This window comes from Streptomyces oceani (genome assembly GCF_001751245.1).
Taxonomy (GTDB): domain Bacteria; phylum Actinomycetota; class Actinomycetes; order Streptomycetales; family Streptomycetaceae; genus Streptomyces; species Streptomyces oceani.
This window is the reverse complement of record NZ_LJGU01000113.1, coordinates 250,672-263,243: the sequence shown is the minus strand read 5'-3', so window position 1 is coordinate 263,243 and position 12,572 is coordinate 250,672. Positions and strand designations below refer to the sequence as shown.

At 67.9% G+C, this 12,572-nt stretch carries 10 protein-coding genes; 6 read left to right on the top strand and 4 right to left on the bottom strand.

All coding sequences use genetic code 11. From position 1 onward, the window contains the following. Positions 1 to 199: 199 nt before the first annotated feature. From AN216_RS07005 to AN216_RS06995, 3 genes are all read right to left on the bottom strand, one after another. The gene (locus tag AN216_RS07005; RefSeq protein WP_070195718.1) at positions 200 to 937 is read right to left on the bottom strand and encodes a class I SAM-dependent DNA methyltransferase; all 738 of its coding nucleotides are present in this window, start codon (positions 935 to 937) and stop codon (positions 200 to 202) included. A gap of 10 nt (positions 938 to 947) precedes the next feature. Then, on the bottom strand, positions 948 to 1,364 hold the full coding sequence (locus tag AN216_RS07000) for a cytidine deaminase family protein (protein ID WP_070195717.1): 417 nt from the start codon (positions 1,362 to 1,364) through the stop codon (positions 948 to 950). 144 nt (positions 1,365 to 1,508) lie between these two features. Further along, on the bottom strand, positions 1,509 to 3,704 hold the full coding sequence (locus AN216_RS06995; protein ID WP_070195716.1) for a RecQ family ATP-dependent DNA helicase: 2,196 nt from the start codon (positions 3,702 to 3,704) through the stop codon (positions 1,509 to 1,511). Between the two features lie 138 nt (positions 3,705 to 3,842). Between AN216_RS06995 and AN216_RS06990 the strand changes: the two genes are divergently transcribed. The 6 genes from AN216_RS06990 to AN216_RS06960 all read left to right on the top strand — a co-directional run bounded on the left by AN216_RS06990 (position 3,843) and on the right by AN216_RS06960 (position 11,888). Next, positions 3,843 to 5,087 carry a DUF4192 domain-containing protein gene (locus tag AN216_RS06990; protein ID WP_070195715.1) on the top strand — a complete coding sequence of 415 codons (1,245 nt, stop codon included), beginning with the start codon at positions 3,843 to 3,845 and terminating at the stop codon, positions 5,085 to 5,087. A gap of 55 nt (positions 5,088 to 5,142) precedes the next feature. Beyond that, positions 5,143 to 5,898 (top strand): NUDIX hydrolase, encoded by a 756-nt coding sequence (locus tag AN216_RS06985; protein WP_070195714.1) that lies wholly within the window; start codon positions 5,143 to 5,145, stop codon positions 5,896 to 5,898. A gap of 82 nt (positions 5,899 to 5,980) precedes the next feature. Further along, positions 5,981 to 7,852 carry an ATP-binding cassette domain-containing protein gene (locus tag AN216_RS06975; protein WP_079166338.1) on the top strand — a complete coding sequence of 624 codons (1,872 nt, stop codon included), beginning with the start codon at positions 5,981 to 5,983 and terminating at the stop codon, positions 7,850 to 7,852. A gap of 112 nt (positions 7,853 to 7,964) precedes the next feature. Then, a complete protein-coding gene (locus AN216_RS06970; RefSeq protein ID WP_070195711.1) occupies positions 7,965 to 8,894 on the top strand; it encodes a FadR/GntR family transcriptional regulator in 930 nt (309 codons plus the stop codon). A gap of 321 nt (positions 8,895 to 9,215) precedes the next feature. Beyond that, positions 9,216 to 10,841 (top strand): RNA polymerase sigma factor, encoded by a 1,626-nt coding sequence (locus AN216_RS06965; protein ID WP_275522167.1) that lies wholly within the window; start codon positions 9,216 to 9,218, stop codon positions 10,839 to 10,841. A gap of 225 nt (positions 10,842 to 11,066) precedes the next feature. Further along, complete coding sequence (locus AN216_RS06960; RefSeq protein WP_070195710.1) at positions 11,067 to 11,888, top strand: S1 family peptidase; 822 nt, start codon at positions 11,067 to 11,069, stop codon at positions 11,886 to 11,888. A gap of 171 nt (positions 11,889 to 12,059) precedes the next feature. Here AN216_RS06960 and AN216_RS06955 read toward each other — a convergent pair whose 3' ends face one another. After that, a complete protein-coding gene (locus AN216_RS06955; protein WP_070195709.1) occupies positions 12,060 to 12,284 on the bottom strand; it encodes a DUF7455 domain-containing protein in 225 nt (74 codons plus the stop codon). Positions 12,285 to 12,572 lie beyond the last annotated feature (288 nt).

The following is a 12,572-nucleotide window of genomic DNA, read 5'->3' as shown; positions in this document are numbered from 1 at the left end:
GTACGGCTCACGGGGCGCGGCGCGGCAGGCGGCGCGGCGGAGATCCGTGTGCGGCTCGTCTTCCCCATGGATGCCGGTCGGGCCTACGACGGGGCCGGCGGCTCCGGCCCACCTCACGACCGGCGCGTGGCATCGGATCGGCCAGTGTGACCGTGTGAGCGCGAATCGTCGGTCAGTGCGGGTCAGGGCGCGGCGTCAGTCAGCTGGGCCACCGGGCGGTCGCGCCACCGGTTCGGTCCGGCTGGCGACGACAGCGCATGTGCAGGAAGAACGGTTGGTGCGCGGCTGCCGCCAGCGCCGGTTCGGCCTCGACCGTGGCCCGCTCCGCCCGAGGCTCACGCAGCGACTCGATCACGAAGCCGGCTTCTTCGAGCGCGGCGGTGTAGTACTCCAGCGGCCGGTCGGTGGCTTCGAAGGTCATGGTCAGTCCGTTGGATTCAACGATCTCCCGGATATGTCGGTGCTCGAAGTAGTGGGCCAGGTGGGCCTCAGGTCGGTTGAGTGGATGCACGAGTGCCACACAGAGCTCGCCACCGGGCACGAGGACGCGGGCCGACTCGTCGATGGCGCCCGCGGGGTCGTCCATGTCGTGCAGGCTCATGAACGCCACGACCAGGTCAACCGAGCGGTCGTCGAGCGGTATCGCAGCGGCGTTGCTCTCCAGGACACGCTCGTAGCCACCGGCCTCACGTGCGTGGGCGGCCATCGTCGACGAGCTGTCGAGCCCGACCAAACGGTGACCGGCAGGCGCCAGGATCCGGCCGACTCGCCCCTCACCACAGCCGAGATCCAGCGTCAGCCGGCCTGGTGTCGGCAGCATCCGCGCGAACGCCGGCCAGTTGAGCTGAGTGAAGGAGACGTCCTGCCCGGGCGTGCGTGCCCAGGCCGTCCACTCGCCGGCACGTTGGTCCCATGCCTGGGTGACTCGCTCGTCCACGTCCGGCAGTTTACTCCTCGGTATCCGTCTGGTGGTCCGCCCAGACGTAGCTGTGCGGGAGCAGGTCGATGACGGGCACCGTCCGGAGACCCTCGTTCGTTCGGACGATGATCCTCAGCGCTGGGAAGTAGTCGAGAAGCACCTGGCGGCAGCGGCCACACGGGGGCACGACGCCGCGGTTGCGGTCGCCCACGGCGACGATGCTCTCCAGGTCGTAGATGCCCCTGGCGGCCGCGGTGCCGATCAGTACCAGCTCCGCGCAGGGACCTCCGGTGAAGTGATAGGCGTTCACCGCGGTGACGACCCGGCCGTCCGGGGCGCGGCCCGCGGCCGCCACGGTGTGGTTGTCGCCCTGGCAGCGGGTGCCCGCGAGGTGTGTCGCCGCTCGGATCAGTTCGTGGTCGACCCGCTCGGTAGGTGCGGTCATGGTTACTTCCCTGTGCCTGGTCAGCCGGCGTTGGGCCTGGTGATTAAGGAGCCCGGGAGCCGGTCACGGACATGGTGGTTCGTGGAGGAGGGAGCGGGCGGAGCGTACTGTTCCGTGCCCTGCTGTCGGCGCGGTCACCGACCACTAGCCTCGTACGCCAAGTACGAGCGGGAGCACGCTGGCTGCCCCGGCGGAACGCAGCAGTCGGGCGGCCACGGTCAGGGTCCAGCCCGTTTCCGTGAAGTCGTCCAGTAGCAGTACCGCGGTGGGGGAGCGGCTGAGTTCCTGCGTCAGTCGGGGCGGTACGGTCAGCGTTCCGTGCAGCAGGCGCAGCCGCTGCGCACTGTTGCTTCGGTGTTCCTCGGGGCGGATCGTGGATGTCGAGCGGTCGACGGTCCCCAGGAGCGGTATCCGGCCAACGGTGGAGACGCCTTCACCGAGGGTCCTCAGGAACTCTGGTCGGGTCCGTGAGCTCATGGTGACGACGCCCGACGGTCGGGAAATGGTGTCCGTCGTCGGGTCGTCTGCCAGCCATCCCCCCGGGGACTTCGACCAGTCCTGGAGCACGGAGACGACCGCGTCGAGTAGGTCAGCTGGGACGGGACCGTCCGGCGTTGTCGTGTCGAGCAGTGCGCGGAGGCGGCTACCCCAGCCGAGGTCGGAGAGCCGGCCCACCGCTCGGCCCGGCGTGGCCTGTTCCGTGTCGGGGATGCGCCCTTTGAGAGGCACCCCCACCTCCTGCAGCCCGGTGGGCCACATGACGCGTGGTTCGATCCGTATCCCCGCCCTGCCCAGTTCCCCGCGCGCGCTCCGTACGAAGGTAGAAGCCACCTCGGTGGTGAACCGTTCGCCGGCACAGTTGTCACAACGTCCGCACGGTGCCGCCGTCATGTCGTCCAGCTGTCGCTGGAGGAACTCCATCCGGCAGTGGTCCGTGGTGGCGTACTCCCGCATGGCCTCCTGTTCCTTTTCACGTTGTCGAGCGACCCGTTCGTAGCGTTCGGCGTCGTACTTCCAGGGCTGACCCGTCGCGACCCAACCTCCTCGTACCTTCCGGACAGCGCCGTCCACGTCGAGCACCTTCAGCATCATCTCCAGACGCGAGCGCCGAACCTCGACGTGCGGCTCCAGCGACGACAGAGAGAGCGGTCGATCAGCCTCGGAGAGCGCCTCGAGAGCACGACGCACCTGACTCTCGGGCGGGAAAGTGAGCGAAGCGAAGTAGTTCCAAACCGCGGCGTCCTCCCGGCCGGGGAGCAGTAGCACCTCAGCGTGCCGTACGCCGCGTCCCGCGCGCCCAACCTGCTGGTAGTAGGAGATGGGCGATGAGGGGGAGCCGAAGTGAACGACGAAGCCGAGATCCGGCTTGTCGAATCCCATACCCAGAGCCGAGGTGGCAACCAGTGCCTTGACCTGGTTGTTCAGCAGCTCGTCCTCCGCGCGCTCCCGTTCGGAGTTGTCCATCTTCCCGGTGTACGCAGAAACCTCGTGGCCTATCAGCCGTAGGAACGCGGCCACGTCGTTGGCCGCGGCCACCGTCAGGGTGTAGATGATGCCTGAACCAGGGAGTGACGTGAGCTGTTCGGCCAGCCATGCCATACGGTGCGCGGCATCCGGCAGTTGGATCACTCCGAGACGGAGGCTGTCCCGCGCGAGCGGTCCGCGTAGCACCAGAGCGCCTTCCGGCTCGACCGGAGCGCTCACGTCGACAACCCCGTCTGCGCGTAGTTGGTCTGTCACGTCTGCGGTTACCCGAGCGTTGGCCGTGGCGGTCGTGGCGAGCACGGGCACCTCGTGCGGCAACCTGTCCAGCATGCTCCCTATACGGCGGTAGTCGGGCCGGAAATCGTGCCCCCAGTCGGAGATGCAGTGTGCCTCGTCGACCACCAGCAGACCGGTCGCCAGGGTCAGGCTGGGGAGGACATGGTCGCGGAAGTCGGGGTTGTTCAGTCGCTCCGGACTGACCAGCAGCACGTCCACCGTGCCGGCGTCGATCTCGGAGCGCACCAGCTCCCATTCCGTCGGGTTCGCGGAGCTGATCGTCCTGGCGCGAATGCCGGCGCTCTCCGCGGCGGCTATCTGGTTCCGCATGAGGGCCAGCAGGGGCGAGACGATCACCGTGGGCCCGTAACCGCGGGTTCGTAGGAGGGCGGTGGCCACGAAGTACACCGCGGACTTCCCCCACCCGGTGCGCTGTACGGCGAGGGTGCGACGTCGCTCGACCACCAGCGCCTCCACCGCACGCCACTGATCGTCATGGAGGCGCACGGTGTCCTCGGCTCCGGACACCAAGCGGGACAGTACGGCGTCGGCTCTGCTGCGGAGGTCTGCGTCGCTCATGTCCCCATGCAATCCCAAGCGGGCGAAACGAGCGAACACGGCCTGTGGAGAACCTGGGAAAGGCGGTTGATAGTACTTATGGACGTTCCTGTGGACGCCGAACTGCGCGGAACGTCGCGGATGCGTCACTCTTTGCGCATGACGAATCACAGCGACGGAATCTCGCCCGATCACGCGTCCCTCGGCGGTCGAACCACCGTGTCCCTCCGGGGGTCCGCCGAACTGGTCGACGCCCTCCCTTACGTACTGGGGTTCCAGCCAGAGAACTCCATTGTCCTGGTCGCACTGCACGGCCAGCCCGGTCGGTTCGGCGGGCGTCTGCGGGTGCGTATCCCCACCGACGTGCACGAGTGGTCCGCGGTCTCGGACCACCTCGCGGCAAGTCTGCAGCGTGGCTCCACCGCACGGGACACGAAGCCGGACGGCGCCTTGCTGTTCCTGTGCCGTGACCCTGCCGAAGGAGCGTCCGCCGAGGCCATGATGGAACGACTCCGGCCGCTCGCTCAGCGGCTGCGAACGGCTTGCGGCAGCCGTCAGATGCCGGTGTACGAGGCCTTGTGCGTCTCGGGTGGTCGCTACTGGTCCTACAGTTGTGCTGATCCCGCCTGTTGCCCTCCCGAGGGGCGGCCCGTGGGCACGGCTGGCACCTCTGTGATGGCCGCGGCCGCTGCTTACGCGGGTATGCGGGCTCCCAGAAGCCTGACGGAGTTGGAGGACCGGCTGAAGCCGTTGGGTGCGCCTGAGGCCGTCGAACAGGAACGCGTACTCGATGGCGTGGCAGCCGAGTTGACGCCTCGCATGCTGGGATTCGGACAGTGTGACGGGGCCGGTGAGGTGGTACGTCGGGAGACCCTGGCCCTGTCCAAACGCCTCATGGAGCGGCTCCGCACCGCGGGCTGCACGGCGGTGCCGGCGGAACAGGATGACCGCGATGACGCGCTGCTGTCCTGTGACGAGGCTGCGCGGCTGATTCTGGGCATTCAGGACCGTGGCACCAGGGACCAGGCCGCGGAATGGATGGAGGGGCGGGACGCCTTGCCCGCTCTCCGGCTGTGGCGCGCTCTCGTGCGCCGCTGTGTGGGGGCCTACGCCGAGCACGCCGTGGCGCCGCTCACGCTGGCCGGATGGGTGGCCTGGTCCAGCGGTGACGAACCGGCGGCTCGAGTCGCCTTCTGTCAGGCGCTTGAAGTCGAACCGGACTACGTCTTCGCCTTGTTGCTGCATCGAGCCTGCAACGAGGGTTTGGACCCGGAACCGCTGCGGCGGTGTATGCGGCAGGAGCGTGCCGCTCGACGGAGGCAGAACCGGAAAAAGCGCGGCAAGCGGTGCTCGGCTTCGACGAACGCGTCTGACCGTCGGCCGGGGAGGTCTCGGATGGGGTGACACGGTTTGGCGGGATCGCACTGGTTATCGTCAATGAGACGACTATCATCACGCCATGCCCTATGATCCGTCGGCCTTCCCGCCCTTCGCAGTCACCGTTGACCTTGTCGTTCTCACGGTGCGGAGCCACGCCCTGTGCGCTCTGATCGTGCGCCGTGGCGAGCCGCCCCATCAGGGCCGGTGGGCGCTTCCCGGAGGCTTCGTACTGCCCGGTGAGGATCTGGCGGCGGCGGCTGCCAGGGAACTCGACGAGGAAACCGGCCTGCGCGCCTATGGCACTGAAGGCAGCGCCACCGAAGCGCATCTGGAACAACTGGCGACGTACGGGGACCCCCAGCGCGATCCTCGGATGCGGGTGGTCAGCGTCGCTCACCTCGTGCTCGCTCCGGACCTGCCGACGCCGAGGCCGGGTGGGGACGCGTACGGCGTGCGGTGGGCCTCGGTGGACTCCATGATCTCCTCGCCGGGCGGGGGCGTTCGCGATGCGGAACGCTTCGGACCGCTGGCCTTCGACCACGACCGAATCCTCCGGGACGGCGTGGAGCGAGCACGATCAAAGATCGAGTACTCGTCCCTCGCCACGGCCTTTTGCCCGCCGGAGTTCACGGTGGGGGAGCTTCGTCGGGTCTACGAGGCCGTGTGGGGCGTGTCGCTCGACCCCCGGAACTTCCACCGGAAGGTGACGGGCACACCGGGCTTCCTCGTGGCGACCGGCGGGTCGACCACTCGCCAGGGCGGCCGACCAGCGCAGCTGTTCCACGCTGGTGGCGCCACGCTGCTCAATCCGCCCATGCTGCGACCCGAGTCCTGACGCAGCCGTACCTGCGTGGAAAACCGAACGCCTAGCGCTATTTTTCCCCAATGTGCTTTTCGTGTGCCGCCGGGCGGCGACGATGATCCAGGCAGTCGGACTCACTGGGCCACGCCGTCGTCGTCAGCCCGCCGTTGTCGAGGATCTCACCTTCGAAGCCCTCGCTGGACAGATCACCGTACTGCTCGGCCCCGAGGGAGCGGGAAAGACAGCGGCGCTTCGGCTGCTCCTGCAACTCGACAGTGGACGGGGCGTCGCGCACCTGCGAGGGCGTCCGATGAACCGCGTGCCACATCCCACCCGTGAGCTGGGCGTGCTTCTCGGCACCGTGCCGGGTCACCCTTCCCGTAGCGCCCGCGGGCATCTGCGGATGCTCGCCGCGGCGGCGGGCGTACCCGCCGAGCGGGCTGACGAAGTCCTCGACCTGGTGGGGCTCAGTGGCGTCGGACACCATCGTCTGGGCACCTTCTCCCTTGGCATGGAACGCCGCTTGAGCATGGCCGTCGCGATGCTCGGAGATCCACACACCCTCGTGCTGGACGACCCGTTCCGTGGTCTCTCTCCGCGCGAGGGCGCCTGGTTGCGTTGCCTGTTGCGGGAGTACGCCGACCAGGGCGGCGCCGTGCTCGCCACCTCGCGCGCTCCCGCCGAGGCGGTACGGACAGCTGACCGCGTCCTCATCCTGGATCGCGGACGCCTTGTCGCGGACCAGGACGCCACTGAGTACGCACGCACACGTCTGCGCCCGCGCGTCGCCGTAGCCTCTCCGCACGCGGACCGGTTCGCCAGACTGCTGGCCGCCGAGACGGGGATGGTGCCTCAACCAGCCCTGTCGGACGCTTCCGCTGACCGACCGCAGGTCGTACGAGAGAGCGGCACCAGGCTGTCGGTCTACGGCAGCACGTGTGCCGCCGTGGGTGAATCGGCCTTCCGTAACGGCATTCTGGTCCATCGGCTGGCGGAGGAGGTCGGCGACACCGGCTCGGGTGCGGTGCTTCCGCAGACACGCGTCGACGGTCGCGACACGGCCGCGCCGCGTGCCCAGGCGGGCCAGTCGCCGAGGCACGCCTCCCTGCCCCAACCAGACCTTGCCGGTAACGCGGACTCAGGACCCGTCGCGCCGCTGCGGTATGAACTGCACCGTCTGTTCGGGGTGCGCACGACCGTGCGTGTGATGGTCGCTGCCGTCCTGCTCGCGCTGCTGGTCGCCGTCGCGCTCGTGGCGAGCCTAGGCACCGCCGATGACGCGGTCGACACCCTGTCGTTGCTCAGCGGATGGCCACTCACTACCGCGTTCGTCCTGCCCCCGGTGGCCGTCGCCGCTGGTGTGTTGGGCTCCTACGCGTACGCCCAGGAGTACTCCTGCCTGTCGCTGACCCCTGCCTCGGCACCGCCGTGGCGTCGTCCGAGGCTGCTGGTCGCCAAGCTCCTGGTGCTCGCCGGGTGCGGGGCGGCCCTCGCTGTCCTCAGCGTGCTGACGAACGGCACGGTGATCGTACTGTTGTTTGGCGCTGAGGCCTTGGCAGGTTCCGGAGGTGCTGCCGTCGTCATCGGCCAGGCGCTGTGGACCGTGGGCATCACGGTCGGTTCGGCGTGGGTGGGCGTGGTGATGGCGGGAATCTTCCGTTCCTCGCTGGCCGGGCTGGCGGCTGTGGTTGCCGTCCCGATGTTGGTGGTCGTGACGGTGCGGGAAGCGCTGGCGGGACCTTCGGGTGCGGCGCTTGGTGAGTTCCCCGGACGACTTGAGTCCGCCTACGTCCTCTCGTGGCCCGTCGCCCTAGGCCGCTGGGGGCCGTCCGGTGTGCAGTTGCTGGCCTCGCCGGTGGTGGGCGCGTTGGCCTTGGGCGCAGTCGTGCTGGTGTGCGGATTCTTGTCGCGCAGGCTACACAAGTGGGCGCGTTGCCGAGGGTGTTCCACTCCTGAGTCGCAAAGTCGATCGAATGCGACGCCTTGAAGACTGTTTCTGTCTGATAAAGCGTCAATTGCCCGAAAGGCAGCGATCACCCTTTCGTGTGCTTTTCACCAAAGCCCTCAAGGCGGCCTAGGGGACCGCCGACAAAGGTTTCGTGACTACCCTTGCGCACTCCACGACGACACCGGCCCGCCCCGTCGACTCAGGCATCGTCGACCCGGGCGAGCTTGACCGCCACACGTACGCCGAGTCCACCGGGACCGCGCGCTCGACCACCAACGCCCCAGTCTGGGAGGCCGCGGAAGCGGACCTGGGCCGTCCCAGCCGACGGACGACCGGAAGCCGCGGACGCGGCCTGCACGGCCAACTCGTCCAGCAGCTCGGCCAGATGATCGTTTCCGGTGATCTCGGCGCCGACCGTCCGCTCGTCCCCGAGGAGATCGGTCAGCGTTTCGAGGTATCCCGCACCGTCGTACGCGAATCGCTCCGCGTCCTCGAGGCGAAGGGCCTCGTCAGCGCGCGGCCCAATGTCGGCACTCGGGTCCGCCCGGTGAGTGACTGGAACCTCCTCGACCCCGACATCATCGAGTGGCGGGCGTTCGGCCCGCATCGAGAGGACCAGCGCCGAGAGCTGTGCGAACTCCGCCTCACCATCGAACCGCTGGCCGCAGGTCTGGCGGCCGGCCGCAGCCGGGACGAGGCCCAGCAGCGGCTTAGCGAGATGATCACCATCATGAGCCAGGCGCTCGGCCAGGGTGACTCGCTCACGTTCTCCCGTGCAGACGCGGAGTTTCACGGCGTGCTCGTGCAGGCGGCCGGCAACCGCATGCTTGATCACCTCTTCGCCATCGTCACCTCCGCTCTGCAGGTGTCCGGCGGACCGGCGGGCGGTTGTGTACGCCCCACGGAAGCCGCCCTCGCCCAGCACCGGCAGATCGTCGAGGCCCTCGGAAGCGGGGAGCCCGACTCCGCCGAGAGCTCGATGCGCGAACTGCTCACCGAATGTGTGGAGGTCGTCGCAGGTGGCCAGCAGGGCGCCCAGGCGAGCGCGGACCACGTGGTGCCCTCGCCCCGTGAGCACTGACTCGGCTCCGCGAGCGGTGACGCAGGCGCTGTCGGCATCCGTCGGCGCCTGCGCCACCATCCGGCTTCCGTGACATCCGGCCAGATGCTGGACAGCGAGACTATTTGTCCAGTATTCGTCGTATTCCACCTGGTACACGGTGTGACCCGGGCCACGTAGTGAGGCCGTAACGCTTCCGGGCGCCGCGCGATGACTCAAGAGGTGGCAGCCGTGGAGGGAATGCAGGGACACTCCTGTCCGCTGTACGTCTTCCCGGCTCAGCCCGCGCCGTTGGTCATCTTGCCGGCGGTCCGCCATTTCCATCGTTCCGAGAGGTTGTTCGTGTCGGCCAGCACATCCCGTACGCTCCCCGCGGAGATCGCCGAGTCCGAGTCTGTGATGGCACTCATCGAACGGGGAAAGGCTGAGGGGCAGATCGCCGGCGACGATGTGCGTCGGGCCTTCGAGGCTGACCAGATTCCGCCAACCCAGTGGAAGAACGTCCTGCGCAGTCTCAATCAGATCCTCGACGAGGAGGGTGTGACGTTGATGGTGAGTGCCGCCGAGGCGCCCAAGCGCACCCGCAAGAGCGTCGCAGCGAAGACCCCGGGCAAACGCACTGCGAACAAGGCGGTGCCCGCTAAGGCAGCGGCGGCCAAGAGCCCGGCCCCGAAATCAGCCGAGAGTGAACCGGTGCCAGCCATGGAGATGGACGAGGCTGCCGAGCCCGCCCTCGATGAGGCTGCAGCGGGCGCGGAGGCACCAGTGAAGAAGGCAGCCGCCAAGAAGGCCACGGCGAAGAAGGCGGCGGAGAAGAAGGCCGCCCCCGTCACTAAGAAGACCGCCGTCACCAAGAAGACCCCCACCAAGAAGTCCGTCGTCGAGGAGATCCTCGAAGGCGAGGAAGAGGTGGCCGAGGAACCGGTGGTGGCGACGGCCAAGACCGGAAAGCCGGGTGCCCAGGACGGCCCGGCTGCCGAGATCAAGAACGAGAACGAGGGTTTCGTCCTCTCCGACGATGACGAGGACGACGCTCCCGCTCAGCAGGTCGCAGCGGCTGGAGCGACCGCTGACCCCGTCAAGGACTACCTCAAGCAGATCGGCAAGGTCCCGCTGCTCAACGCGGAGCAGGAGGTGGAACTCGCCAAGCGCATCGAGGCGGGCCTGTTCTCGGAGGACAAGCTCACCGGCGACAAGCTGGCGCCCAAGCTCGAGCGGGAACTGGAGATCGTCGCCGAGGACGGGCGCCGTGCGAAGAACCACCTGCTGGAGGCGAACCTCCGGCTCGTGGTCTCCCTCGCCAAGCGTTACACCGGGCGGGGCATGCTTTTCCTGGACCTGATCCAGGAAGGCAACCTCGGCCTGATCCGTGCGGTCGAGAAGTTCGACTACACCAAGGGCTACAAGTTCTCCACCTACGCGACCTGGTGGATTCGGCAGGCGATCACCCGGGCCATGGCCGACCAGGCGCGAACCATCCGCATCCCCGTGCACATGGTCGAGGTCATCAACAAGCTGGCGCGTGTGCAGCGCCAGATGTTGCAGGATCTGGGCAGAGAGCCGACTCCCGAGGAGTTGGCGAAGGAACTCGACATGACTCCGGAGAAGGTCGTCGAGGTCCAGAAGTACGGCCGCGAGCCCATCTCCCTGCACACGCCACTCGGCGAGGACGGCGACAGCGAGTTCGGTGACCTCATTGAGGACTCCGAAGCCGTCGTGCCGGCGGACGCGGTGAGTTTCACACTCCTGCAGGAGCAACTGCACTCCGTGCTTGACACGTTGAGCGAGCGGGAAGCGGGCGTCGTCTCGATGCGTTTCGGCCTCACCGACGGACAGCCCAAGACCTTGGACGAGATCGGCAAGGTCTACGGCGTCACGCGGGAGCGAATCCGCCAGATCGAGTCCAAGACGATGTCCAAGCTGCGGCACCCCTCCCGCTCGCAGGTGCTGCGGGACTACCTCGACTGAGAGGCACTGACCGTACGGCGGTGGGCCGGCGACCCGATACGGGGTTGCTGGCCCACAGTCGTACGGCAGCAGGTCATGCCCCGGCTCTGGAAGTACCGGCCAAGTCGGCCGACATCAGGTGACGGAGCGATCGGGAACCGTAACCGGCGGATGGAGCCTCCGGATGCGTTCCGTGTCTCCAGGGCTGACCCTGGGTGGTCACGGCCCGGACGGAGGGGAGAGCGCATGCGACGTCGTTCCCGCACGCTGATATGCGTGGTGTCTCTGGTGCTCGGTGTCGGGGTGACAGCGCCGGCGTCGGGCAGCGCGGGGACGGTCGTCGGCGGCCAGTCCGTGAGCGCGACGGAGAATCCCTGGGCACTGGCCCTGTCCAGTAGGGAGCGCTTCGGTGTGGCCCGTTCGGGTCAGTTCTGTGGTGCTGCCCTCGTGGGAGTCCGTACGGTCGTCACCGCGGCACACTGTCTGAGCAGCGAGGTCCTGGGCGCGAAGCCCGGCCAGGTGAGTGATCTGAAAGTCATTTCGGGTCGGGAGGACCTCTCGGGTGACGGCGGTCGCGAGGTCGCGGTGGCCGAGTTCCACGTAAACCCCGACTACGACGACCGCAGGAACGCTGGCGACATCGCCGTGCTGAAACTCGCGGAGGGGCTGCCGAAGAGTTCCGTCATCAGTATCGCCGGTGCGGGTGGGGAGGCGTACGACGCGGGCACCAGTGCCACGGTGTACGGCTGGGGGGATACTCGCGCGGCCGGCCGACCGGCTGTGAAGCTCCGTGCCGCGCAGGTCGACGTCTTCGCTGATCGTGTGTGCCAGGCCGCCTACCCGGGAAGCGCCCGGGGCGCCTATCATGCTCCGTCGATGCTCTGCGCCGGTGTCTCCGGTGGCGGGCGGGACGCGTGCCAGGGTGACAGCGGCGGGCCACTGGTGGCACAGGGCCGACTGGTCGGCCTGGTGTCCTGGGGCGTTGGCTGTGGGGAGGCGGGGCAGCCCGGGGTGTACACGCGGTTGTCCGGGATGTTGGAGTTCGTACGATCACCGCATCCCGGCTGAGCGACGCGGCGCGGCCGGCCCGTCATGGTGAGTCGTCGCCCCCGGTGCCGAGCTGGCTTCGGACATGGCAACGGGCGGCGGTCCCGGAATCCCGGGGCCGCCGCCCGCCGCAATCCGGCCCGTGGCCGGTCCGAGCTCGTCGGACAGGACGTGCTGCGTCAGCTCAGACGATCAGCGTTCCTCGTCCGTCGCCGGAGTCGCGGTGAGCTTCTCCGTCTCGTCCTGTATCTCTGCGGCGATCTTCTTGAGTTCTGGCTCGAACTTGCGGCCGTGGTGGGCGCAGAACAGCAGCTCTCCGCCGCTGATAAGCACGACGCGCAGGTACGCCTGTGCGTTGCAACGGTCGCATCGGTCAGCGGCCGTCAGCGGGTTCGCGGGTGTCAGAACAGTAGTCACGTCGCCTCTTCTCTAGCTCGACGAGCTGTCGTACCAGGGTCAACATCCAACCAGGCCGAAAACGTTCCCGCCCTGGACCATCTCTTGGGGTTTTCGCTCTCGGAGAACTCCACGAGGTGCCGGGATGCTGCCGGTGGCGGCGAATGAGCCGGTTTACGTCGGTTGCTTGATATTCACGTTGTCTGGCGGTTGGTCTTCGGTTGTTGGTTCCCCGAACAGGTCCGTTCGTATCTGGGGACGTGCCCGGAGCCTAAATGGTTCATGCCTCGAAGGGAACGTGATGTACCT